Source organism: Priestia sp. 179-F W1.4 NHS (assembly GCF_045369295.1).
Lineage (GTDB): Bacteria > Bacillota > Bacilli > Bacillales > Bacillaceae_H > Priestia > Priestia zanthoxyli.
The window spans coordinates 15,076-39,835 of sequence record NZ_JBIQFF010000002.1; the positions used below are offsets into that span (position 1 = coordinate 15,076).

Here is a 24,760-nt window from a genome sequence, read left to right on the forward strand (position 1 = left end):
GATGAGTTCAAAGGCAATAACTACCGATTCTCACCAACCATCGGCTCTCTGAAAAGTTTATACATCCTTCTACTATTTCCAATCTTTGCTTATTATTATTTGATTACATGCAATATTATATCTATCTACTCAATTTGTCAACGGATTTTTTAGAATAAACAAATTATTCAAAATTCAATAGTATCTCTTTTACAAGTTATTAAGTTGTATATAAACATCCACTACGCTTTAGTAATTTCTAAAGTACTTCCTTAAAAATACTTTTGTATATTACTAATATCGTAGAAAACCTTCGTATTTTTCTATAAGTTAGGTAAATGATATAACTATTTTAATAAAATACGTTAACTATTACTTTTATTAAAAACAATAAAACTAATTAATTCAACGAAATACTTTATTCTTTCATGTATACTTTAATATCTATTTTGAAAGATCTAAACATGACAATATGATTAAGCGATGGGTGTACCATTTTTAATAAACTCACTAGGCTTTAGTAGCACCACATCTCCTTCTTCTAGGACTCCACCCATGACTAGTACCTCAGACTTAAAACCCGCAATGCGCATAGGAGGAAAATTCACCACAGCGATTACTTGAGATCCAATCAGTTGTTCTGGTTTATAGCGTCTTGTAATCTGAGCTGAAGAACATTTTACTCCAAGCTCACCAAAGTCTATCTCTAGTTTTATTGCTGGCTTCCTTGCTTCTGGAAACGGCTTGGCTTTTACTACCGTACCAACACGGATATCTAACTTTAAAAAATCATCGATTGTAGCCATCACTATCACCTATTCTTCCATTATTTTAGAATACCTGTTATAAAAATCCTTGAGATTTACTGATTCTATCATAAGCAAAAGGGACATTTTTGTCCTATCCTAAGAATAAATTGTTCGATTATAAGATGTAGGGGGAACTTTCCTTATAAGAACGACACATTCCTAGTTGAAAACTAAATATAAACCCACTCTCGTCTATTAGTCATTTTTAACAGTGTATCCAATATACAATCACTACTTTTTGCAGTTTCTCAAATCGTTATTCAAGCGAGTTAATTGCTTCGCCAGTACTTTTAATTCTTCTTTTGACCATTCATAAAGAATATCAGCGTACGCTTCCTTACGTGCAGTTTGAACATCCTGCAGAAGCGCCTTCCCTTTAGGTGTAATAGTAATAAGGCTAATTTTTCTATTTTTAGGATAAGGAAAACGTTGAACCAATTCCTTAGTTTCTAATGTAGAAACTTGTCTGCTTGTTGTAGAAATAGTTAGCCTTAAGTTGCAAGAAAGTGCATTAATAGATAAGGAATCCCTTTCTTGCAGTTCAGTTAATAACAAATACTCAGACCACTCCAAGTTTCTAAAACGAGGCCCAAGAGACGTAATAAGACGGACCAGTAGGGCAGTTTCATACTCAATTTCCTGAGATGACTTGTATTCCATCACGATTCCTCCTTATTTAGGTTATTATGCGCCGAAGACTACTTTCCTACTTACGCATAATTACCTGTGATCACTTACATATTAAAGATTTTTTATAACTTTGTACTTATGAGGATAAGGCAGAGACACTTGGATATATTAATTTTTGTGGAGGTGATTGTAATGGAAAACAATAAATACACTAACAAGACTGCTTCAGGAACAGACGTACAACATGTGAAGCAAAAAAATGCTCAAGCTTCTTCTAGTAAATACGGTACAGAATTTGCTAGCGAAACGGACGTTCAACACGTGAAACGTCAAAACGCTCAAGCTGCTGCGAACAAAAACCAAAATTCTGGTAAATAACAGAATTTGCGTTAAAAGGGTTCTTCCATCGTGATTGGAAGAACCCTTTATTACGCTTATTTTTTTAATAAGCTAAAAGTACTGCATATTAATGCTACCTTTGAACAAACTACTAGATAACATTGTAACTCCACTTACAACTTGTTGTACCAGTCGAAAAGCTACCTTTATATAAAAGGTAGCTTTTCACTTTTTAAACAGATTGTCATTAAGACTTATAAGGCAGCATGTTATCTAAAAAAGAACTCAACGCATCCTTTTATGAATTGAACTAGCCAGACCAAACTACAAAAGATGCTGTGAAGCGGCAATTTGTTTATTCTCATTGTGGCAAAATGAACATCGTGAAGCCGAAAAAACTACTTAAAAAAGTAACTAAACAATTAGATGAGGTAGTTTTTTCAGGTTTCCAATTTACTGTGACATGCATACTTCATTTGTATAAAACTTAATTCTCAACACTCTATCTCCTACATGGCAAACAACAAAAGCAGCAACAACAACGAATTATTAGTATACGGTGCTGAACAAGCAATCGATCAAATGAAATATGAAATCGCGAGCGAATTTGGTGTAAACCTTGGTGCTAATACAACTGCACCTGCAAACGAATCAATAGGTGGCGAAATCACAAAACGTTTTGTACAAATTACTGAACAACCACTTGACAGGGGGACGTTTCTAAGACAATTTTATAATGATGGCTGAAGGAAGAATGGGTATCCGTTCTTCTTTTTCCTTATTAAAATTAGACATATATACTTACATTTTAAAATAAAGATTTTGTTAAATGGAGCATCTCATAAGAATAAAAGACATCAATTTAATCTTTATCATGTATTGAAAAAGTAACATAACGCTGAGTTAAAAATAAAGAACAAATAAAGAATAGCTCAAAGATATTTATTATAGCTGTACTTGGAAGGTTAATGGGTATAGCACTTCCTGCAACCATAAGAGCTACTCCAATCATCATTATCTTCCATCGTGTTTTGCGATAGAGAGAAACTCCAACAACAAGTAAAATGAATGCCACAATAATAACCATTAAAGGTGGACCAGAGGCTCCTACAAGAGTATATCGAACAATGCCATACTCGCGTAATATCTCCGGATTTTTATTAATCGTTTCTATAATCTCATAACTAATAAGAGCAAGTGTACTCATTAGGAAGATGATTTTGAATATAAATTTGTTAACCCATTGAAGGTTAGATTGTTTAGCTACTCCATAAGCAAAAAGTAAAAGAGTAGGCGTGAATAAAGCATGGAACCAAAAGCGAAACATACTAAGCAGAAGGAGTACATTACCTTCCCCAATAAATGATCCCATAAAAATAATGATATTATCGTAAATCAAACCAACTATTACAAGAGGTAGAAATACCATATAAAAGGATACATTTCTTTTTTTAATAAGCTTTATGCTTAAAATCAGCAACGTTAAATAGCAAATACTAAACAGAAAATAGAGTATTGTATCAATCATTTTTTTCTCCTTGATTATTTAAGTCGAAACTAAAAGCTAAGTCTTATAATTTATTTTAGTGTCACATCCCAAAGTTGCTTTTGTTCATTTAGCAATTGGCAACTTTTCCACTCCTTGCGCGTATTATTTTTTACTTTTACCTTTTGAACTGGAATGTTTTTTGCTCTTAAGGCTTTGATTAAAAGATCTATTGAATTCATAAAAGTCACCCTTCAACAAAATTCTCTTATAACAAACCATTAATTAGTTAATATTTTCTTTTAACCATGTTGAAGTAACACGAACCATTTCGTTCTGTTGTCTCTTTACAGATATAGATGATTTAGAGTCACCTTTCTGTGCTCCATAAATGCCAAATTGACCATGATTACCACCTTTTATTTCATGCATGGTTGTTTGTTGGGACAATAAATGCTTTGTATCTTCAATTTTTTCTACGGTTGATAAACCATCTTTTTCACCATAAATTGAAAGCATAGGAAGATTCTTATTTGAGAAATCAGTTCCTTCATCTGGATAAGAACCTAACAAGAACACACCATCAATTTCTTTAGGATGATTATAAGCAAATTTAGATGCAGTAACCCCTCCTAAGGAATGACCACCTACAACCCATTTTTGGACAGAGGAGTGAGCATCTATTATCTCCTGTGCTTTATTAGAGTCAAATAATGCAAAGTTAAAGTTCACATTGGGTATAGCTACTAAATAACCTTGTTTTGCTAATTGTTTACCGTAATAGCTGTACGCTTCCGGTTCTACTTTTGCTCCAGGATACAACACAATTCCCACTTGATTATTATTTTTCGAGTTGAAAATAATCCAATCTTTTTCATACTTAATGTCCTTTTTATTCACAAGTGTATAAAGTTTTTGAGATGGTTCATACGTTTGTTGTGACCATGTAAAGAAACCAAAAAAACCTACCATGATTATTGCAACGAGACCAATGAAAAAATAAGTCACTTTTTTCTTCATAGATGTATCCCCTTTCTTACTCCTCTGAATTTTTACAACTAATTTCCATTTCTATTTATGTTTTTATTCTAAGGGCTTAGTGAGAGTTAGGTAAAACCTTATAAGTTAAGTAGCACTATATATTTAATTATATATACCAGAAGGTTAATTAATCAACTAGTTTAATTTTGGAAATATTTTGATCTGAAATAAGAGAAGTATGCTGAGTTTCTGTATAAGATTAGGAGCTGTTGCAATCACTGCAAGTCAGCTTACTTCAAGAGCTCACTAAAATATCACATTTATCTTCAATAGTTAGGGAAGCTTCTGAACTCTCATTTACTTTATGCAAAAGGTGGACTATTAGGAATAGCATGGTTTGAATGGCAGTTGGTATTTTTAGACGTTTATACCGAAAATAAGCCACCTAGGGATATCCCAAGTAGGTGGCTTATACGATAAACTTAATATGGAGCACGCTTTTAAAAATTAATTTCTGTCAAAAAGAGAGCTGCCAGATATACCTGGATTCGTCATTTCATAGGGATTTAAAATTAACTCAAGCTCCTCCTCAGTCAATACGTCATATTGCAAACATAGTTCTCGTACCGACTTTCCATTTAAAATAGCCTCTCTAGCAATTCGTGCTGCTACTTCATATCCGATATGTGGATTTACGGCTGTAATAATCCCTACACTTTTTTCTACATACTCTTTTAAACGTCCCTCATTTGCTTCAATGCCTCTTAGACAATGGTCTGTGAAGACGTGGAATGCGTTATTCATAATACTGATTGACTGAAGCAAGTTAAACACAAGAACAGGCTCCATCACATTTAGTTCAAGTTGACCTGCTTCCGATGCCAGGCAAATTGTATGATCATTACCTATAACTTGAAAAGCTACTTGATTAATCATTTCAGGCATGACAGGATTGACCTTTCCAGGCATAATAGATGAACCAGGTTGACGAGCTGGTAATATAAGTTCAGCTAATCCTGCACGAGGACCAGATGCCATTAATCGGATATCATTCGCAATTTTAGACATATTAATCATGCAAACTTTTAAGCTAGCAGAGACTTCTGTATAAGCGTCTGTATTTTGAGTCGCGTCTACAAGATGATTGGCCTTCTTAAGTGGTAAACCACTAATATTTGCTAGATATCTTACAACATTTTCGATATAACGTGGATCTGCATTTAAACCCGTTCCAACTGCAGTTGCTCCCATATTAACCTCATATAAATGTCCATAAGATTGCTTAATACGTTTCATATCTCGCTCAAGAACACGACTATATGATTCAAATTCTTGACCAAGACGGATTGGAACCGCATCCTGTAGGTGAGTACGTCCCATCTTTATAATAGAATCAAATTGTTCTGCCTTTTTCTGAAATACACTGTGCATATAATTCATTGTTTTTAGTAACTTATTTAACAGATTAAGCGTTGCAATATGGATAGCAGTTGGGAATACGTCGTTTGTTGATTGTGACATGTTTACATGACTATTAGGGCTTAAATCGGAATAAGAACCTTTCTTGTGACCAAGTAACTCTAAAGCTCTATTTGCAATAACCTCATTTGCATTCATATTCATTGAGGTCCCCGCACCACCCTGTATTGGATCAACAATAAATTGATTGTTTCTTTTCCCTTCGATAACCTCGTCTGTTGCTTCAATAATTGCGTTACCTAATCCATCATATAACCTTTTTGTTTCCATGTTAGCAAGAGCAGCAGCCTTTTTAACGATTCCTAATGCTTTAATAAGCTCTGGGTGAATCTGATATCCTGTTATTGGGAAGTTTTCAACTGCACGTAAAGTTTGAATCCCATAGTAAGCATAAGTAGGAACTTCTTTTGTTCCTAGGAAATCTTTTTCAATTCTTACATTTTGTTTTTCTGGTATTTCTATATTTGTCATAACATTGATCTCCTTCTTTACATAAAAAGAAATTTTTTTATGCTACGTCCGATTTTCTAATAGAATCTGTATAATGCTTTGCTTTTTCTTTGTCGAATCCGCCTTCCCACTTAGACATCACAATAGCAGCTAATGCGTTACCTACTACGTTGACAGATGTACGAAGCATATCTAAAATACGATCAATACCAGCAATGAATGCCATACCTTCTAGAGGTAATCCCATTGATCCTAGTGTTGTTAATACAACAACAAATGATGCTCCTGCAACTCCTGCCATTCCCTTAGAAGTCAACATCAATACAAGTAAAAGTGTAATTTGTTCTATGAAAGATAAATGAATCCCATACATTTGTGCAATGAAAAGGGCAGCAATGGCTTGGTAAATGGATGACCCATCAAGGTTAAAGGTGTATCCTGTCGGAATAACAAATGATGTGACAGCTTTCGGACAACCAAAGTTCTCCATTTTAGTCATTAACCTTGGCAATACTGCTTCAGAGCTTGCGGTTGTAAACGCTAAAATTAACTCATCTTTTAAGATTTTTATAAGGACTAAAACATTAGTTCCAGCCATTTTTGCAATAATACCTAATACTACAAAAACAAAGAAAATCATGGTTAGATATATAACGAGTACTAACTTTCCTAAAGGAATTAATGAACCGATTCCAAACTTCGCGACATTCAAACCAATTAAAGCAAATACTCCGAATGGAGCAAATTTCATAACTAAGTTTGTCATCCAAAACATGGATTCCAGTACGCCTTCAAAAAAGTTTAAAACTGGTTTGCCTTTTTCTCCAATTGCTGCAACTCCTAGACCAAATAAGACTGAGAAAAAGATAATCGCTAATAAATTTCCTTCCGTCAATGATTGGAATATATTAGTTGGGATAATATGAACGATTTGAGCTGCTACACCTGTACTCTCAGTTGTTTTAGATGTTTCTTCATACTTGGATATATCACCTTTCTCAAGGTTCCCCATATCTATACCACTACCTGGATGGAATAAATTTGCGGCTAATAATCCCACTGCTAATGCAATCGTAGTAACAATTTCAAAATAAAGAATGGTTTTTCCACCTAGTCTTCCTAACTTTTTAATATCACCTACACCAGCTATAGATACGATTAGTGCAGATACAACGATAGGAATAACAATCATTTTGATTAGGTGAAGAAAAATATCTCCTAAAGGTTGAAGAATGGCCATCGCTGTATTATTTCCATAAAAAATAGCGCCTATAGCAATCCCGAACGCAAGTCCAATAAATATTTGTGTAGCTAATCCCAATTTCTTCATGGTTGTAACCCCTTTCAATTTGCGATTCATTAAAACACCTAAAGAGAGCCTATGCTTAGGCTATCGTCTATAAAAAAGACAATAATTAAAAATAAGACCAATGTGTGAATAATCTTTAAAATAAATGGTAATCATATGATTTGAAATTAACTCCCCCCTTCAGTAAAGCGTTTTCAAAATCTTTATTGTGAAAATCCACTTTTTCGGCTCACCTTACATACCTGAGCATATAGTATCGTTTATAAAGAGATTTTCTATTATCCTTTTAACCTTTCTGAAATCCTGTTTATTGTCTAACATTCATATAAACCTAGAAGTGACTGTTACTAGATTTATATGAATGTTAGACAAGAGTACCTTAATCTATTATCCCTTCATTTCAGATAAAGAAATATCTTCTTCTTTTATTTAGAGATAAGGAAATCATAACATTAGATATCTCTATAACTTGTTAAAATAATTAAATCTCTTAAAATGTTTTTCTTCAAATTAAATGATATCGCTTTCAAAAATTTCAATCGTAGTAACTACATATATCTTCTCTGAAAGCTAAAGGAATTTAGGATTTATTTCAAGTGTAACTTAATTAACTAAACTACAGCATTAAGTTGGGGTATCTCCTTCATCCTCTTCATACTGTAATCTCATTATAATAAACATGCGTTTCTTGTATATAGGTAATGAATGGAATCAAAAAAATGATAATAACGAAAAGTATATTTTTAATTTCATGTTCTCTTTTTGCGTACTTCAGTTACATTATATTTATATACGACAGATAAATCAAGAAATTATTATTCATTTCGCGTACATTTTATTTAGACAGGTCTCATAGAAGTGAATGATATTTTAATAACGACGAACTGTTATGGAAAAAACAAAGTAATTTTAACATACACCTTTTATATAGACCTAATTGTGTTAGTCTAATAAAAGTCAAATAGAAAAGAGTGATCAACCTGGAAGAAATAAAAGAGCAAGAAATCGATCTTGAAAAAGTGTATGACTATGTGGAATTTCCGGATAAGGTTAGTGGCCGTTGCGATAACTGTAACTCAGCTTACTTCAAAAGCTCCGTAAAAGGTCGCGTGTTCTTACGTGAATGTAGAGAATGTGGCATGAAGAAGAGTATATAAATATATGATAACCAGGCCCTTCAGAATTTAAAGGGAACTTTTGTTTATGTTCAATAAGGTTGAGTAATAGATACTTCAGTTTAAGTGAGGAAGCTAATTCTCAACCTATAAAAAGCACAGATTCTAGGGCCTTTTACGCCTTACCTGCTGCAGTAATGAAGCATATCTGCACTTTATTTTTAAATATTTTCCATAATAATAAGCGACCCTATATACTGTAAACAAAGTTACTAAGGTCGCTTATACTATATTTTGATTTATTATTTTTTTGTCTGTTTCTTTATAATAAAATATCTGTAATCTCATTAATCTTCTGAAAGAATTTCGCGGTTATTATTAATTTGATCGAATAAATAAGTAAGATAAGAATCTAGTTCAAATTCATTGCCTTCAACAAAATCATATAGCATAGAATTATTTTCTTCTCTCATTTTTAGTCACTCCAATTTAAGTTTTTTCAATTTTTATACATGATGACCATGATTCTTTTTTTGACCCATTTTTCTTAAAAGAAAGCTTACAATTAATACTAAAATGATTGATCCAATAATTGCTGGGATAATTGCAAAACCGCCAATGACTGGCCCCCAACTTCCCAAGGTAAGACCGCCTAACCAAGAACCAATAAAGCCAGCGATAATATTACCAATAATACCTCCAGGAATGTCGCGTCCTGTAATTAAACCGGCGAGCCACCCAATAATTCCACCTACAATTAGCATCCATAGAATCTCCATTACTACTTCCCTCCTTTTAAATTATTTAGTTAACTTTACCCCTCACTAAAACTCATGAATCCTATTATTTTTTTCCTGATCAGAGTTTTTCTCGTATATAAACATCTACGCCTTACTTACTGCAGTAAGAGCTCCTTGTTATTTTTTGAGTAGACAGGTAAGTTTACTGCAGTAGCTACATCATAGTAGCTAAAGAATTAAGACTTGAATACTAATCAGTATCTATTTCAGTACCGTTGCCGCGTTAATACACGTTGTGGACGTATAGTTTTAATTAGCCACTTTTCCTTTGTTAATCCGGATTACACGTTATCTTTCCATATCTCAATGCATCATAGATAGCTCGCCCATCACTTAAACTCGTTTCTGAATATTCAAAGGGTAAGAGCGAGAAAACAATATAATAAATAGAGAAATAAACAAATTGGTAAGAAAAGAGATTCTTTGAGAGAACACCCAACATAATTAAACCATACACAAGAAGGATAGACGCTAAATTAGCTATGGTACCTCCAGCATAAACACAAGCATGAGTAAAACGGTTATCATACTTTAATTTTTCGTAAATACAAAAGGAGTGCAAAAAATAAATAGATTTTATTTTAATTTTCTTCCACCTAAAAATCGTTCTACCTTGTCCAATGGTAAAATCGACCTTTCCTCCTAAAATAATAGCCATAAGTGAGTGCCCCAGTTGGTGAATAACAGACACAAGTGGAATGACAATCAAAAAAGAAAATAATAGTTTCGGCATATCACTCCATCCAAACATACCTGTCTCCCTTTCCTCTTAAAATAATCTTACATTTGATATTCCACATTTTCGCCTATCAAAACCGGTATTTTTATGAAGGGTGTATAAGAGAATGATGCTTTTGTATGCTTTGTGTTTATGATTTCCATTAGGTTAACTAAATAATTAAACCAGACTTTCTTTACAATAAAAAGAGCTACCTCGAAATAGAAAAACTAACCAGAAGAGACATAAGAAAACGAGGAAAGAGCTTATGGTGGTAAATAAACTGAATGGATGAAAAGGAACCATTGATTTCTTTAAAAATAAAAAACGCTTAGTATGATTGCTTAAGCGTTTTTTATCTTTATTCCAAATCAGTTAATGGCCGGTATTGTTTAGACGTAATTAAATCACCTTCAATGAGAACATAAGGGTGTGTTTCCATCAGAATAGTTTTGAGATACTCTGGCATTCTCTCTCCTTTGTATGCACAAATCAATGGGAAGGAGAGTTTATTCACCGCACTATCCACTATTTTTTCAAAATCTTCGATTAGATGTAAAGGATCTTCCATTGTGCTCCATTCTACATGTGCCCATGACCTGAAAGAAATTTTATTTTCTAAGTAGGGCTGAACGCTCTTATTAAAATAATTAAGAATGGCGGGAGGATGATAACTACCACTTGAATAATAGAAATCAAAGTTGTTTATACGATGTATCATTTTCATTTGATCTGTGGTCAATAGTATTTTCAAATGATCATGAATAAAAGGATAAAAACGGTCATTTTCAATAAGAAGAATGCAATCTCCAGCAAAAATCCCCTCTTGGATATAACTTACAACTTGTCGTATATAATTTTCTTGCTGGTCGTAGGAATACAGTATATGAATACTCTTTTGTTCTGCAAACAACTGATTCATTTTACTTTTCAACACATAATCCCTTCTTTCTTCTCGCTCTCTCATTATACTAGGATTATGTAAACAAAATATAGTGGTAACTTATTGAATTTTCAAACAAATAAATAAAACCACATACAGAAGGTGCGCTTTTTATACACTTTTCTAAGCTCTGTCTCAAAGAGAAACCTTGTTAAATCAACGATGTATAAAAATATGCATAAAGTAAAAAACTCTTCTTCCTGCGACCCCTTTTCTATAGAAGTAACATCTAACGTATTTTATTAAAAATATCGTTAACTATTACACACATTGTAGAAAAAGTTCATATTTGTCGTCACTAAGTGTAAATAATAAAACTTTAATAATAACTAAAATACTTTAATGTTTACTTAACTAATAATAGAACGAAGATGAGGTTATTTTACACTCGGAGATTTAATCACAATATTTATTTTTAAAGCTATATGTATATGAATCTAAAAATCTGGTCAGACTAATAACGTATTCCCCTATCCCAATAAATTTGAAAACCCTTTGCTTATAGTAGCAAAGGGTTCTTTTTATCTTCTATATCTCAAAAACAGACAGTTCCTCTCAGCTTGAAAATCAAAAGAATAATTCCATAAGGGGAATACTAAAAATAACAGCAAAAATCTGCGAAATTAAAATTACTCTCGTTTTGCACTTTACGATTGCCCAATAAATCCCTATCGCGATCATATAATTTTTAGATAGATGCCATATCTCGGGGAGGAGAACAATCGTTAAAAACATCATAAGGGTCATAACAGAAGTGGTGATGAGTAAATGTTTAAGTAACGTATTATCCGTTTTTATCATCATTTTCCCCGAATTGGTCTTTCCAGTCCCAATAACTATCATAAACCTCGTCATGTAGCATTAATTCACTATGTTCATCTTCCAATTCTTGTTCAGGTAATAAGTGCTTTGGTTTTATTTGAAGACCTAGCCAGACTCCATCGTTATCAATTTCAATGTCATTCGGATCTGAAACGCCATCTACTAAACACATAAAATCATGAAATAAGCCCATCATATTATCCTTAACTATCTTTTCAATTGCTTTTATTGATGCTGGCGATAAATTTTCGCTACTTAAACTTAGGGCTTCTTCATCTGTTAAGTTTAGTTCCTGCCAAACGAGTTCTTTATTAATATTAGTTAGTTGGTTATCCATTTGCGAATATTCATGTATAAGTTTCTGCATTTCCATCAACATAGCTTTTCTTGAATCCATCGTTATATCTCCATTCTTTTCTTCTTAGTGAAAATTTAATCCCAGTAATTATAAAGAACTTCCCCTATAGTAATTGGTTTCCAATATGCTATTTGTGCTAATTCTGCATGGTTTAGTTGATTGTCATTTTTTATTAGAACAGATCCTTTTTTACGCATATATAGTAACCTTTCGTTCAGTGACTCTGCATTTAATAATGTTTTTATTTAAATAAAAGATCTATTTCTTCCCGGTCATAATCTAAAATCCAATGATTATATTCTTCATAAAGAAACTTTATAGATTCTTTATTAGAGGCTAATACATCACAACCTCGATCATCATACAAATGAAAAATGATTTCTTTAGAAAGATTAACAAAATAAATATCATAACCACTTTGTGGGTTGTTTTTAAGTATGCTAGATGGATGATCAAAGTCTTCATAACAAATAGCTTTTAAGAGTTGTACATATTTTAGTTCTGGTTTCTTACAAGAAAGTGCAAATCGATGAGTGACAGATTGATCATCTGCCTCATCAAATACACTAGGTAAAGGATGATGACTTAATTGATATAGCTTTTCCTTATTTTTTATGTATTTTAAATATACGTTTAAAGGTCTTTTTTGGAGGAAGATATCTTTTTTTATGGAGTGTACATCCGTAACAAGAAGAATCTCATCTTCTTCTTCAAATACTGCTTCAAATAATCGGATTGAACGATAAAATGCTTGCTCTAAATGTTCCTTCTTATAATAAGGTATCAAAGGATCCGATATTTCAAAACGAATGCTATTTTTCCATGAATAAAATAGAGAAGGGCCTAATATTAGTCTTTCAAAATGTTTTTCTAAAAATGAGTGTAGAATATCATGGTTCATATATTTTTCTCCGTGGTTTTTGATTTTATTTTAACATTTTTCTAAGTGAATTCTTTATATACGATATAAAAAGCTCTCTTTATAAATTCTGTTCTCAGAACACATTAAAAAGGAAATTTTATGAAACTTCAATACTCAATTTAAAGGTAGAAATGAATAGTAATAAAAAAAACACCTGAATAATCATTTATTCAAGTATCTCTTGATAATAGTGATTTAATTTTCTTTAATTACACTTGAAGGGCTCTTTTTATTAGGCAAAAAGACAAACTTCGAATCAATAATGAAATGTAGTGCGATAGGAACCCACAAAGAGCCTGTCCCCACAAAAAGAAAAAACATAATGCCACCTAAATAGGAAGTGAATAGTACCCCTTTCCAGCCTTGGTATAGGTGAACAATTCCAAATAACAGGCTTGAAATAATTCCAATTGCAACGGTAGATAAATGAAAAGGGAGGTGGTCGAAATAATGAAACATTGCACCACGAAAAATAATCTCTTCGCAAACTCCTGCTGTAACTGCTACCAAAAGAAAAAACAGCCTTTCCTTGAAGTTTGATGGCAACAGGAATTGAATACTCTCATCACTTAATCCTTCGGAAATTTTCTCTCTAGCATTTTTGGAAAAGGAAATCATAAAAACAATCATTATAATACTAATTCCTGCCCCCACTCCCGCAGACAGTAAAAAATCTTTATCTAAAGAAAATAAAGGTTTTTTAATAGAAAATAAGTTGTTAAACGTATGTTTAGTCAAAAACCAATAGACTAGAAATATGATGACCAATATCCATTGAGTAATAACAATTTCCCCGTACATTCTCCATTTGTTTAGTTGATTGTTTTTTATTTTCTTTAAATAAAAATAGTCCCATACTGGATACCCTACAATAATTAATAGTAAAAACAGAGTAAGAAATATCATGTTTATCCCCTCTTAGTTGTTAAATATTTTCAAACCCCTTTTATTATAACATTGTGATTTTTAGTAATTAGAATAAATTATGTTTTATTTTCCACTTGTAAACAATTAATACTGTAACCGTTTTTGTATTGAATATTAACAAAAGACAGGTGTTAACACTGAGACAACTGTCTAGGGTTCCTATTTAATGAGCAAAAGAAGTTCCCCCCTCTCCCAAAAGGTAGGTTCTTTTGTTTTTAAGTTCTATTTAATTTTTTTTATACCTCTAGTTTTTATAAACCACGTTATTGGCGCAGATTCAACTATATGGTAAAATGACCCTTTAAAGGATTAATAAAGAAATAGGAGTGTATTTTATTTGTTACATGTAGTAATACCGCTTTTAGTACTAACAACTGTGCTCTACTTTTTCATTTTAAGAGCTAGAATAAAAAAGGTAGGTTTTCAACCTAAAGAACTTCTCTCCAGTTTATGTTTTTATATCATATCCATTAATTGTTTTTTATCGATGTGGCTAAATTATAACGGTACAATAAGTTGGGTTGTTAATATGATGTTACTATTACTCGCTGCTTACTTTACAAAGTATTTAAAAGTAAATATAAATAAAAATAAAAATACATACGATATTTGATTTGTAATTAATATAATGGACTTTATTGGTAGTGAAGCTAAATATTAATGGCCACATCTGTGGTTAGATATGGCCATTATGTATAAATAAAAACTATCGATTATGAGTTTATTCTGTTTATGATTGTCGCCCTGTTTGTAGTGAAAAGTATGTAATTTTGCTTCTTAGTTTTAATGAAAATTCGATCAGTTGTTCCATATGGAGGACCTATACGGATTGCATCAACTTCTTTACCTCCATACGTATCGTCTTCCGTAATCTCAATAATATCTTCTAGTGCAATATTAAATTTAGCAAGTTGCCATTTTATGATTAATTCTTTTTCTGTTTTCTTAACATCAATTCCCACTGTAAACATATAAACATCCCCTTTTTCCTTATAATTACATTTTAACACATTATAAGAAAAGATAAATTAATGAATACAATATGCCGAGTTAATTAACATAAAACGCATTATAAGAACCATAAACATTTGAAATAATTAGATGTTTCTCTTTTTAATTTGGTGAAATTATCTAAGAAGATAAAAAGGGGGAAGAAAGCATGAGCACAACCGAAATCATATTATTAAACATAAAAGAGATTAGAAGAAGAAGCATAAAGATATGGGAAGCAATTCCTCAAACTGAATTGGATTGGAAGCCATATAAAGAAGCTATGACATGCATAGAGATGGTTCGACATGTCTTAGAGTCAGAATATTATTATCATCTAGCTATTAAAAATAGGGGTAGCTTAAAAGAATTTGACTCTCCTTTTGAAAAAAACCATTGATTTGTGTAAAAAGTGAATTGGAATTTGCAGACATATACCATCAACAATTTCTAGAGATGATAAGTACCTTTTCAGATGAAGATTTAACATGTATTCAAATAGATCGTTCAGATGTAGGCTATATTCGTTCTTTAGGTGATATGTTATTGCGTATAGGTTATCATGAGTCCGTACACGCAGGACAACTCTTACAGTATTTAAGAACAATGGGAGTTGATCGTCCTAAAGTCTGGGATTAAACAAGTTAAGCGCTTATGTATACCACATATACAAACCCAGTTAACATAATCAGCATTTCAGATTCTAACTGTTTCATTAGAATCTCAACTCTGAGACATATAGTGAAATTTTCACTATACACCGCTTGGAGATATTATAAAGTGCCTTGCTGTCGATAAAAAAGTTCCAATTAATTTGACATTATCCAGTCCCTAGAAACCTAACGCGTTTTCTTTTTCAGGTTTCCATCCAATATGCCATATTCGTTTTGAGAAATTCTTTCACTTTCTGCATAGCTTATAGATTACAATAAGCAATGTCAATTCCCATTAAGTGCCCAAAATGGTGATATACGAGTGTGTTTGACATACCTTTGTTATCCACACTGTAAATTCTTTGATCATGTTAATCAACTCACGAATGTACTTGTTTTTGTGATGATCAAACTGTTTGTACGTTTCCTCTACTTTACTAAAATCAATCCATTTCTTTAGTTTAATCATAGGCGGGTTGGTGCTCAAAAAATACGCGAGTTCTTGCAGCTGATTACTGATCCTCAGCCATGTTTCTGCTTTGATTTCTGTCACTTGGGTAGGTTCATACTGTGGCACATACTTGCAAATCGTGGTGTAGAAATAAGCAAAAGCTTCATCAGCAAAATAGACCGATTCTTTATTCCAATACTTTGCATTGTACTCACCTGGCTTCACTTCTATATAATAAGCATTTTCCACCTTATCCACATCTGTTATCATTTCAAAAGGAGATTCCATAGTAACACCTCTTCTTTAGATAACGTTAGTATGTCCGTTTTTATTAGTGATTCACCTAAAAATCACTCCAAAGTTAATATCATGTACTTTTATTTTTTAACCATTTATAAAACATAGGTATGATTGCCCTTCCTTTGAATAGGTTAGTTGTAAAAAAACATATAGCCGAAAGGAAGTAGCAATTATGCATATAGAAATAAATACCTTATTTACTTTAGGTTCTTTAATGGGTTTATTAGTAGGTGGAGGACTTCTTAAATTAGTTAGTCACCTGTCACGAGGTAGAATTCAGTTTATGTATGCGATATGTGGAGGAATCTTATTAGGGTTGTTATTTTTTGATATCCTTCCTTCCACATGGCATCTGTATGATTTAAAAGGCGTTCTATTAGGTATCGTAGCAGGATATATCGTTATGCTATGCATTGACCTCTTTTTGCATAAAACAAATAGTGCAATTTCACCTTTTCAGTCACTTATTTTATTAACGGCTGCAATCTTTTTTCATAATATTATTACAGGAATTACCTTTGGGATAACAGATCTACATCAGTCAACTTCCGTATTCGTAGCTACCCTCTTACACCAAATTCCAGAGGGTATGGCCCTAATGACCGTTCTCTCCATAGCAAAAATACCTAACGTCTTCTTTTTATTCATTATAGTCCTTCTATCACTATCTTTAGGAGGGAGTTTATTACTTGGAGAAAGTGTACAAGCTTCCTCGCTTAAAATACAAGCTTTATCGACCGGAGGAGCAATTGGTACCCTATCTTTTGTTATTTTTCATGAAATAATAGGAAAGGCTATTAGTCACTTCAGAAACCTACATGTATGGCTATTAATATCGCTAGGAGTACTAATTATTTATATTTATCACTATTCCCTTTCACTATTTCATAGTCATTAAACTTATATAGAAAATTTTAGAGATCTTAATTTATAAGGTCTCTTTTTTATTCTTATAAGATTAATCATATTACATAAGAAATTCAAAAGTCGTGATCCGAATTTTTTCTGATTTGTTAAAAAGAAGTATGAGATTGATTTGGAAACAGCTTTTGAGTGACATAAATGATTTTTGATGAAGTTGAAAATACTAAAACAAATGGTCAAATTAAATCTTTAAATGATGAAGCTTCTGTTAGGGTTTCCCAGAACTTAAAAGCACCATCCCATCATAAAAGAATTAACATTCTATATCTACTGTCTTAAAAGGAATCTTTAGTATATAAGGCTTTCGGGGATTTAAAGATCCACCCATTGAGTTTTTTGAATAAACTACTTTTAGTGAAATCCAGAACAAGAGAAATAACGTTTTTTCAAACAATGATCATGTTTTTGCAGCAAGGAGAGATTTTTATGGGAAACAACCACAATCACTCCCATGCTCCGATTGGGAAAATGAAATTAGCATTTTTTCTTACTTTAATTATCCTGGTAGTCGAATTAATTGGAGGATTCATTTCACACAGCTTAGCCCTACTTTCTGATGCTGGACATGTACTTACAGATATTGCATGCAGCCATAGGGCTATCGTGGTTTGCTATGCACCAAGCCCAAAAGCCAGCTTCGGAAAATTTCACTTACAGGTATCACCGTTCAGGGATACTAGCTGCTTTTATTAATGCCATGACGTTAATTGTTATTGCTGTTGTCATACTATACGAAGCGGTTGATCGCTTTAAGGATCCCCAACCAGTGGGAAGTACATGGATGTTTATTAGTGCATCTGTTGGTTTAGCCATGAACCTTTACTTAGGTCTTGGCTTAAGGAAGGAAGACAACATCAATGTGAAAAGCGCCGTACTTCATATGATTGGGGACGCAATGGCTTCGGCAGGAGTTATTATCGGAGGACTTATTATCCTATTCACTGGCTGGAATATCGTAGATCCAATCCTAAGTGTTCTTATTGCATTCTTAATTGCTTTGGGCGCATGGAAAATTGTAAAGCAGACAATAGGAATTTTAATGGAAGGCACACCGAAAGGAATCTCTTTAGAAAAAGTAATGGAAACAATTCATGCAGTTAAAGGTGTACTAAATGTCCACGATTTACATGTTTGGAGTATAACTAGTGGGAAAAATGCATTATCCTGTCATGTGGTGTTAAATAATCAAATAAGTTTCCTGGAAAGTCAGGTCATATTAAGAGAAATTGAATCCAAACTTCAACATCAAGAAATTGAGCATGCAACTATCCAGTTAGAAAACGAAGAGCACCCTCATGATGAGTCAGCTATTTGCTCTACCACCAAACGTGAAGGTCATCACTAATACAACTTGGTGTTTTTATATGTGTAAACCCTGAAGAATATTGCTGTCGATAATAAACTAAATGTATAGGTCAACAGACAAAAAAATCATGACTCACTTTTACGAATTATTATTTCCCAGCTCTTTCTTACATTATGAATGAGTTTTTGTGTTTTTAAAAAGATATATTTTCACGAACAAAATATTCAAATCTATTGCAGAGTGTTAAAGAAATTATTATCGTTAATAAAATAAAAAGCCATCTAGTATTTGAAGTAAAGGTGGCTTTTTACTATAATATGCACGTCCAGACATACATACTATATCTTTTCATACAATCACATGTAAAAAAGACTATAAGAATTTAAAGAAAGTATTAATAATAAAAATCACACTTAAAAGTGCAATAAAAACAATCAATTCAATTGTTTCCTCACTATCTTTTATTTTATACTTTAAATCTCTATCTTTAAGCTGTATGTTTTTCTTATATCCTAATTCCATATGATTAATTCCTTCCCTTTATGTATTCGTTTTAATTGGCATGTTTACTATTTGGCTTGTTTCCACATGTAAGTTAGCACCCTCTATACCGTGTTCTTATGCTAATGTATTCTCTACTTTAGCTGTTATATCATGAGCAGCATCTACTCCCAAGATGGAATTTGCGAGAATGGAGATATCTACTACAGGACTCCATAATGTTTCCTCTCTTTTATCCTAACAAAGCAAGTTCAAGTGGGTCTATAGCAACCTTTTTGAAGGATTCTATAAAAATAAACCCCTATCAAGAAAGTTTCGTTAAGTAAAAAAAGTAACAATCTGAGATTTATCTGTTACATGTTTAATTGAATTTATTCAATATTTCATGGGGCGTAGCTTAGATATAGACGATGTTCTACTTAATATGTTTGGAACAGTTATAAGTTATGTGGTTCTTTTAATAAATAAGCAAGCCAGTAAAATAAAAAAGGGCGACTATATAGATAGATGCCCTTTTTGTTCCAATAAGCTGGTTGATGGTAACTAAGTATATAATTTATAAAACAGAACAACCTCCTGTACAGGAGGTTGTTCTGTTGGGAATACGTTATTAGTCTGGCCAGATTTGTAGATTCATATACATATAACTTTAAAAATAAACATTGTGATGACTCTGTTTTTAAAAAGCAACCTTACTTAAGTTTTTTTAGTTAAGCAATTGATAAAGTATTTTATTTATTTTATTTTTTACTATTTACACTTAGTGACGACAAAATAGTTCTTTTTCTACAAATTTTCCCAACTTGATATTACTAAATACCACTGAATTTAACGCTCATTCCGTTATCTAGATGAAATAAGAAGATACCTTTTCCTCAGAGTCCATTAGAAGAAATATTGGAGTTAGTATAGTTGAGGACTGATATTCATCTCGTTCTTAAGACTGAAATCTTTTCTTTAAGAGTGTTAAAATGCAGACAGTATAAACTTTTGGTTTGCATGCATCCTAAGTAGCGTAAAAAACGTTAACTCTAGTAAGGTAGTCTTTTTTATTTAATAGAGCATATCCCAATTTTAATCCTTAATAAATAAAAGTAAAGAGGTAGCTTTCCCCTAAAATTTCACAAAGCTTGGTCATGGTAGATTCTAACACCATCTACACCTAATAATTCAGCAGCTATTTTTGCAAATCTGCGATACCGTTACAAATGTATTTTAAATGCAGAAGAAACCCGAACTCATCGATGAGTTCGGGTTTCTTCTTGGTCAGATATCAGTGCCTTAAGGTCATACTTCACAATCTTGGCTTTCTTCTTTTAGAAAACCGGTTACAACAAGACGTTCCAAATGCGTCTTCTTTTTGCGGTCAAAATTACCGGTACACGTAATTAAATTCAGCTTCTTTTGTTGGCTGAATCCAAATATCGCCGGAATGGGTGCATCATCATACGGATAGGATTTTTTCTCCTGTACAATAAATGTAAGCTTGCCGCCATTTTTTCCGACAATAATGATTTCCTCTCCGACCTTTATATTTTTTAAATCAAAAAATACTGCTGGTCCTGTCTTATTGTCAACGTGTCCAGCGATGACAGCATTTCCCTGTTCGCCTGGAAGAGCTCCATTCTTATACCATGCTGTCAGCTTGTCATCTGAGGGGAGTTCCATTGTACCCTTAGAAGTAAGGCCTACGGATTCAACATCAGCACGTATGCCTAGAGACGGGATGCTGATTCGGCTCGGTTCAATTCCTTTTGTTTCACCGTGCTTATAGGGTTTTGGCTTTACAGCTGCCGTCCCCGATGAATCCGAGACCGCAGAAACATTTTCTATCCGAGTGTCTTTCACTTTAGATGCCGAATCTTCACCAGATTGGGAACACCCTGCTAATAGCAGCAACAGGGCAGCCGTTTTAATGACTGCTTGCTTTTTTCTTGATTCCATATACCATCAGAGCACCTAATCCCAGGATTGATACTGCTGCTATTGGTAGATAGCTGTTTGTTTGATCTTCAGATGTTCCGCCCATTCCTGTTTTTGGCATTTCAGAAGGCATCATTGCCGGATCAGCAAGAACAAGTGCTTCAAGAGCAGGTTCTCCACCTGCAAGCCCCACTGCAATTACAGTGTAAGACATATTGGCTTTTAATTCTGTATCCGAAAGGTCAAGAACAACATCTTTTGTTCCAGCACCTCTTACTTCAAGATCGTAGGATCCAGGATCCACTTCTGAATATTCAGTTACACCTTTAAATTCTGCTCCAGGAAATAGGACATCTCCTCCTTTAACTGCTACATCAACTGCAGGTGCATCAGGTGAAAAGTGTGCAACACGCACTTTTGATTTTCCTTCTGTTACATTTAGATCATCGTTCAGAACTTTAAGTTCAAGAGAGTCAAGTTTGTTGATGGCTGCTACCGTATAGGCCTTGCCGGCTTCAACTGTTAAATCAGACGAGATGACCGGTTTGCCGTCAGCAACTGTTCCGGCTGCAAAAATTTCAACCTTGTGCTCTCCTGCAGGGAGCATCATGTAGTCTGTGGCAGCTTTAAATTCAGCACCTTCAACAATTGTTTTACCGTCAACTACAACATCAACCGCCGGAGCATCTGGAGAAGCATGAACGATTCTGACCATTGCATCATTGCCAGCCGCAGAAACACCAGCCCCAAATGCCAATAATAAAACCATTGCCGCCATTACTGAAAAGATTTTTTTCATTTTCCCACTCCTCTTCTTTTTTTTCGGGACGTTTGCCCTCAACTAAATATAAACAAAACTAATACAAAATGTATACAGTTTAGATGCTGTGAATATGCTGAAGAAGTTTTCAGGTGTTTGAGAGAAGCGAAGATGTTTATCTTGCTAATAGGTCTTCACACATTTGAATCGATTTGTTGAATCATATTTCTAAACTCTTTTTTTCTCAATACATGTAAATGAGAAGACTTACATGTATTAAGAGAACTGCTTAAGATGCTGAGCAAAACTTTCACTCGTTGATTTAAACGCTTCTTCATTACAAGAAACAAAAAATAAAGTGTTAGAAGTTGCACCAAACGCAGAAGTGTTACTTATCACCGCAGATGTGTCAGATGAAAAAGCAGTTGAGGTAAGGATGATTATCAGTAATAATTATATTGAAACTCAATATCTATACACTGTCCTGCTATCAATTTTTCCTAAGCTCTCTATTGAGGAGAACTGATGTCTATCCCTTTAATTCTTACTGGTTCAATAAGGTCTTCCTGACAATTCTTCATGGGGTTAGATATATCCACCCAAGGTACTTCATTGTTTGTTTCTTTTGAGCTAACCTCTAATAAATAATCTAACTATCTCAACAGTATAAAAAGTGAATTTAAAAAGCTACCTCAGCAAGCAAGGTAGCTTTTTAGTAGGATTCACAATTATCTTTTAAAGGACTGGCCTATGCATAAAAAGTATATGATTAAGGGGTCTTTAATTCTTAATAATTGTCTAGGAAGTGGAATGATTTCCGCTTTAATATGTGTAGTAAGTATAGTTATTGATAAAAGAATAAGTTCTCTCTTAGTTTCTGTATTACTTTATCATTTAGGTTATTTTTAACTTTTTATGCTTCTAATGAAATGAATGGACTTGAAGTTGCTGGGAAAGGCATTGTATGTTTTTATTGGCTTTCGTTTTCACTATCGCTATCATTATCATTATCATTATCATTATCGTTGTCAGTATTACCATATTTAAAATCAATAATGTTTTTTCTAATTTCTTCTCTGATTTCAGGGTTTTCTTTTAAGAAAACCTTAGCGTTTTCTCTTCCCTGTCCTAAACGTTCTCCATTATATGAAAACCAAGATCCAGACTTTTGAACAATATCTACTTCAGAACCAATATCTAAGATTTCTCCTTCTCTTGAGATACCTTCTCCATACATAATATCTACTTCAGCAATGCGGAAAGGAGGTGCCATCTTATTTTTGACTACTTTAATTCTTGTTTTGTTACCAACTATGTCATTTCCCAGTTTAAGTTGTTCAGCGCGGCGAACCTCAAGACGAACGGAAGAATAGAATTTTAGTGCTCTTCCACCTGGCGTTGTTTCCGGATTTCCAAACATAACGCCTACCTTCTCCCTGATTTGATTGATGAAGATAGCAATGGTTTTAGACTTATTAATTGCTCCAGATAGTTTACGAAGTGCTTGAGACATCAAACGAGCTTGTAGACCTACGTGAGAATCTCCCATTTCCCCTTCAATTTCTTTTTGCGGAACTAATGCTGCTACTGAGTCAACAACAATAATATCTACAGCACCACTTCTAACTAATGCTTCAGCAATTTCAAGTGCCTGCTCACCAGTATCTGGTTGAGATAACAGTAACTCATCAATATCTACACCTAGTTTTCTTGCGTAAACTGGATCAAGTGCGTGTTCAGCATCAATAAAGGCAGCTCGACCTCCATTTTTTTGTACTTCTGCAATCGCATGTAAGGAAACTGTTGTTTTACCTGAGCTTTCGGGTCCGTACACTTCCATGATTCTTCCTTTTGGATAACCATTAATTCCAAGAGCGATATCTAAAGCTAGTGAGCCTGAGCTAGATGCCTCAACTTTTGTATGTGTGCCTTCCCCCATCTTAATAATTGATCCTGTACCGAATTGTTTTTCAATTTGTTTTAGAGCCATATCTAGTGCTGCTTGTTTATCATTCATAATTTAAAACCTCCGATTGTTAGTACGTTTACAGTAAACGACAATGTATATGGATAAATAATAAGGATTGGCTCAAATTTTTTTGCTCCGTGCGAGAAAATTTTGTGTTTAACTGTCTTGGTTTATTCTGTTGTTCCTTTATTTATCTCTAAACCCTTAATATCGAACAAATGTTCCTGTTGTGTAATCATACAATAAACGCATCTAGTTGTAAAGGAGAAAGTTTTGTACAAACCAGCCAAAGAAATATCTTTTTTGTAAAAAGTAGGTTTATACCTTTAATACTTACAGTTATTGAAACTTCAATTTATAAAATAACCCTTATTATACGCTCAAAAAATAATTCATCCTCTTATATACATTATGTTATGTACTTGGACTATCGAATAAGAAAAGGGATAAATTATAATAGATTTATTAGAGAAAATTTCCACCTAATAAATTCAAATGTAATTCGTCGTTAAAAATATGATACATTAAATACGAGTCAAGAAATGAAAGGAGTTTTTTTAATGAGTAACCATGAAGCACAAAATGAATTGCCACCAAAAACATGTACAATCGATCGACTTGTAACAATGCCGGATGATGTAAATAAAGTAATTAAAGGCAGCAAAACAGCAACTCGCCGAAATGGAAGATATGCTGATGTAGGAGAGATAATGGTTTTAGAAGATCAAAAATTTGTAGTTGAACGAGTTTATTCTCAATCACTAGGTGAATTAACAGATGAAAATGCTCGCCAGGAAGGCTATGCTACAGTAGAGGAATATAAACAATCTATTTTGTCTTATCATCCTGGGATGCCTTGGCTTCCGCAAATGAGGGTATGGGTGCATGAGTTCAGATTAGTTAACGATTGATAGGT

At 33.2% G+C, this 24,760-nt stretch carries 28 protein-coding genes, 1 pseudogene and 1 other annotated feature (1 of these 30 cut by a window edge); of the genes and pseudogenes, 9 read left to right on the forward strand and 20 right to left on the reverse strand.

Annotation, left to right across the window (positions count from 1 at the left end; genetic code table 11):
• Nucleotides 1-95: a binding site (T-box leader), on the reverse strand; it reaches 149 nt to the left of the window's first position.
• Between the two features lie 360 nt (nt 96-455).
• Both csaA and ACH0CI_RS10565 read right to left on the reverse strand, forming a co-directional pair.
• Nucleotides 456-785 carry a chaperone CsaA gene (gene csaA / locus ACH0CI_RS10560; protein WP_406901765.1) on the reverse strand — a complete coding sequence of 110 codons (330 nt, stop codon included), beginning with the start codon at nt 783-785 and terminating at the stop codon, nt 456-458.
• 234 nt (nt 786-1,019) lie between these two features.
• Complete coding sequence (locus ACH0CI_RS10565; RefSeq protein ID WP_335708292.1) at nt 1,020-1,448, reverse strand: MarR family winged helix-turn-helix transcriptional regulator; 429 nt, start codon at nt 1,446-1,448, stop codon at nt 1,020-1,022.
• A 162-nt stretch (nt 1,449-1,610) separates the two neighbouring features.
• On the opposite strand from ACH0CI_RS10565, the gene ACH0CI_RS10570 reads away from it, so the two are divergent.
• Nucleotides 1,611-1,796, forward strand: a complete 186-nt coding sequence (locus ACH0CI_RS10570) for a gamma-type small acid-soluble spore protein (RefSeq protein ID WP_048018718.1) — start codon at nt 1,611-1,613, stop codon at nt 1,794-1,796.
• 474 nt (nt 1,797-2,270) lie between these two features.
• Entirely contained in the window at nt 2,271-2,504 is a 234-nt protein-coding gene (locus ACH0CI_RS10575; RefSeq protein ID WP_335708291.1) for an alpha/beta-type small acid-soluble spore protein, read from the forward strand.
• Nucleotides 2,505-2,619: 115 nt separating this feature from the next.
• Here ACH0CI_RS10575 and ACH0CI_RS10580 read toward each other — a convergent pair whose 3' ends face one another.
• The 5 genes from ACH0CI_RS10580 to ACH0CI_RS10600 all read right to left on the reverse strand — a co-directional run bounded on the left by ACH0CI_RS10580 (nt 2,620) and on the right by ACH0CI_RS10600 (nt 7,483).
• Nucleotides 2,620-3,285 carry a hypothetical protein gene (locus ACH0CI_RS10580; protein ID WP_406901391.1) on the reverse strand — a complete coding sequence of 222 codons (666 nt, stop codon included), beginning with the start codon at nt 3,283-3,285 and terminating at the stop codon, nt 2,620-2,622.
• Nucleotides 3,286-3,335: 50 nt separating this feature from the next.
• Nucleotides 3,336-3,485 (reverse strand): hypothetical protein, encoded by a 150-nt coding sequence (locus ACH0CI_RS10585; RefSeq protein WP_155726308.1) that lies wholly within the window; start codon nt 3,483-3,485, stop codon nt 3,336-3,338.
• Nucleotides 3,486-3,528: 43 nt separating this feature from the next.
• Complete coding sequence (locus ACH0CI_RS10590; RefSeq protein ID WP_406901392.1) at nt 3,529-4,263, reverse strand: alpha/beta fold hydrolase; 735 nt, start codon at nt 4,261-4,263, stop codon at nt 3,529-3,531.
• Between the two features lie 468 nt (nt 4,264-4,731).
• A complete protein-coding gene (gene aspA, locus ACH0CI_RS10595) occupies nt 4,732-6,174 on the reverse strand; it encodes an aspartate ammonia-lyase (RefSeq protein WP_335707409.1) in 1,443 nt (480 codons plus the stop codon).
• A gap of 37 nt (nt 6,175-6,211) precedes the next feature.
• On the reverse strand, nt 6,212-7,483 hold the full coding sequence (locus tag ACH0CI_RS10600; RefSeq protein WP_047751186.1) for a cation:dicarboxylate symporter family transporter: 1,272 nt from the start codon (nt 7,481-7,483) through the stop codon (nt 6,212-6,214).
• 959 nt (nt 7,484-8,442) lie between these two features.
• Between ACH0CI_RS10600 and ACH0CI_RS10605 the strand changes: the two genes are divergently transcribed.
• A complete protein-coding gene (locus tag ACH0CI_RS10605) occupies nt 8,443-8,619 on the forward strand; it encodes a DUF8096 family protein (RefSeq protein WP_483880016.1) in 177 nt (58 codons plus the stop codon).
• 305 nt (nt 8,620-8,924) lie between these two features.
• Here ACH0CI_RS10605 and ACH0CI_RS10610 read toward each other — a convergent pair whose 3' ends face one another.
• The 8 genes from ACH0CI_RS10610 to ACH0CI_RS10645 all read right to left on the reverse strand — a co-directional run bounded on the left by ACH0CI_RS10610 (nt 8,925) and on the right by ACH0CI_RS10645 (nt 15,038).
• Entirely contained in the window at nt 8,925-9,050 is a 126-nt protein-coding gene (locus ACH0CI_RS10610; RefSeq protein ID WP_335707742.1) for a hypothetical protein, read from the reverse strand.
• 33 nt (nt 9,051-9,083) lie between these two features.
• Nucleotides 9,084-9,356, reverse strand: coding sequence for a GlsB/YeaQ/YmgE family stress response membrane protein (locus ACH0CI_RS10615; RefSeq protein ID WP_406901394.1), 273 nt, complete (start codon nt 9,354-9,356; stop codon nt 9,084-9,086).
• Nucleotides 9,357-9,648: 292 nt separating this feature from the next.
• The gene (locus tag ACH0CI_RS10620; protein ID WP_335708445.1) at nt 9,649-10,128 is read right to left on the reverse strand and encodes a site-2 protease family protein; all 480 of its coding nucleotides are present in this window, start codon (nt 10,126-10,128) and stop codon (nt 9,649-9,651) included.
• Between the two features lie 328 nt (nt 10,129-10,456).
• The gene (locus ACH0CI_RS10625) at nt 10,457-11,032 is read right to left on the reverse strand and encodes an MEDS domain-containing protein (protein WP_335708444.1); all 576 of its coding nucleotides are present in this window, start codon (nt 11,030-11,032) and stop codon (nt 10,457-10,459) included.
• 790 nt (nt 11,033-11,822) lie between these two features.
• Nucleotides 11,823-12,257, reverse strand: a complete 435-nt coding sequence (locus ACH0CI_RS10630) for a hypothetical protein (protein WP_335708471.1) — start codon at nt 12,255-12,257, stop codon at nt 11,823-11,825.
• 202 nt (nt 12,258-12,459) lie between these two features.
• Nucleotides 12,460-13,119: a DUF3885 domain-containing protein gene (locus ACH0CI_RS10635; protein ID WP_406901395.1), complete on the reverse strand. Its 660-nt coding sequence runs from the start codon at nt 13,117-13,119 to the stop codon at nt 12,460-12,462.
• A gap of 216 nt (nt 13,120-13,335) precedes the next feature.
• Nucleotides 13,336-14,046 (reverse strand): CPBP family glutamic-type intramembrane protease, encoded by a 711-nt coding sequence (locus ACH0CI_RS10640; protein WP_406901396.1) that lies wholly within the window; start codon nt 14,044-14,046, stop codon nt 13,336-13,338.
• A 734-nt stretch (nt 14,047-14,780) separates the two neighbouring features.
• On the reverse strand, nt 14,781-15,038 hold the full coding sequence (locus ACH0CI_RS10645; protein WP_028413788.1) for a SunI/YnzG family protein: 258 nt from the start codon (nt 15,036-15,038) through the stop codon (nt 14,781-14,783).
• A 188-nt stretch (nt 15,039-15,226) separates the two neighbouring features.
• Here ACH0CI_RS10645 and ACH0CI_RS10650 point away from each other — a divergent pair.
• Nucleotides 15,227-15,696: pseudogene (locus ACH0CI_RS10650) on the forward strand (DinB family protein).
• A 309-nt stretch (nt 15,697-16,005) separates the two neighbouring features.
• On the opposite strand, the gene ACH0CI_RS10655 reads toward ACH0CI_RS10650, so the two are convergent.
• Entirely contained in the window at nt 16,006-16,449 is a 444-nt protein-coding gene (locus ACH0CI_RS10655; protein WP_406901397.1) for a hypothetical protein, read from the reverse strand.
• Nucleotides 16,450-16,633: 184 nt separating this feature from the next.
• Here ACH0CI_RS10655 and ACH0CI_RS10660 point away from each other — a divergent pair, with 184 nt between their 5' ends.
• The 3 genes from ACH0CI_RS10660 (at nt 16,634) to ACH0CI_RS10670 (ending at nt 18,730) form a co-directional block, all read left to right on the forward strand.
• Nucleotides 16,634-17,359, forward strand: coding sequence for a ZIP family metal transporter (locus tag ACH0CI_RS10660; RefSeq protein WP_098113343.1), 726 nt, complete (start codon nt 16,634-16,636; stop codon nt 17,357-17,359).
• Nucleotides 17,360-17,853: 494 nt separating this feature from the next.
• Nucleotides 17,854-18,078 (forward strand): cation efflux transmembrane domain-containing protein, encoded by a 225-nt coding sequence (locus ACH0CI_RS10665; RefSeq protein WP_406901766.1) that lies wholly within the window; start codon nt 17,854-17,856, stop codon nt 18,076-18,078.
• Nucleotides 17,999-18,730, forward strand: coding sequence for a cation diffusion facilitator family transporter (locus ACH0CI_RS10670; RefSeq protein WP_335708509.1), 732 nt, complete (start codon nt 17,999-18,001; stop codon nt 18,728-18,730). The genes ACH0CI_RS10665 and ACH0CI_RS10670 overlap by 80 nt, the downstream gene beginning before the upstream one ends.
• A 333-nt stretch (nt 18,731-19,063) precedes the next feature.
• On the opposite strand, the gene ACH0CI_RS10675 is transcribed toward ACH0CI_RS10670, so the two are convergent.
• On the reverse strand, nt 19,064-19,213 hold the full coding sequence (locus ACH0CI_RS10675) for a hypothetical protein (protein ID WP_155017187.1): 150 nt from the start codon (nt 19,211-19,213) through the stop codon (nt 19,064-19,066).
• Nucleotides 19,214-19,556: 343 nt separating this feature from the next.
• Between ACH0CI_RS10675 and ACH0CI_RS10680 the strand changes: the two genes are divergently transcribed.
• Nucleotides 19,557-19,739, forward strand: a complete 183-nt coding sequence (locus ACH0CI_RS10680; RefSeq protein WP_406901768.1) for a VanZ family protein — start codon at nt 19,557-19,559, stop codon at nt 19,737-19,739.
• A 740-nt stretch (nt 19,740-20,479) separates the two neighbouring features.
• Here the strand turns inward: ACH0CI_RS10680 and ACH0CI_RS10685 are convergent.
• The 3 genes from ACH0CI_RS10685 to recA all read right to left on the reverse strand — a co-directional run bounded on the left by ACH0CI_RS10685 (nt 20,480) and on the right by recA (nt 23,892).
• Complete coding sequence (locus ACH0CI_RS10685; protein ID WP_406901398.1) at nt 20,480-21,136, reverse strand: class F sortase; 657 nt, start codon at nt 21,134-21,136, stop codon at nt 20,480-20,482.
• Complete coding sequence (locus ACH0CI_RS10690; RefSeq protein WP_217028207.1) at nt 21,105-21,914, reverse strand: DUF4397 domain-containing protein; 810 nt, start codon at nt 21,912-21,914, stop codon at nt 21,105-21,107. The genes ACH0CI_RS10685 and ACH0CI_RS10690 overlap by 32 nt, the downstream gene beginning before the upstream one ends.
• 931 nt (nt 21,915-22,845) lie before the next feature.
• Nucleotides 22,846-23,892: a recombinase RecA gene (recA, locus tag ACH0CI_RS10695; protein ID WP_406901399.1), complete on the reverse strand. Its 1,047-nt coding sequence runs from the start codon at nt 23,890-23,892 to the stop codon at nt 22,846-22,848.
• Between the two features lie 512 nt (nt 23,893-24,404).
• Here recA and ACH0CI_RS10700 point away from each other — a divergent pair.
• Complete coding sequence (locus ACH0CI_RS10700; protein WP_033579502.1) at nt 24,405-24,755, forward strand: ASCH domain-containing protein; 351 nt, start codon at nt 24,405-24,407, stop codon at nt 24,753-24,755.
• Nucleotides 24,756-24,760 lie beyond the last annotated feature (5 nt).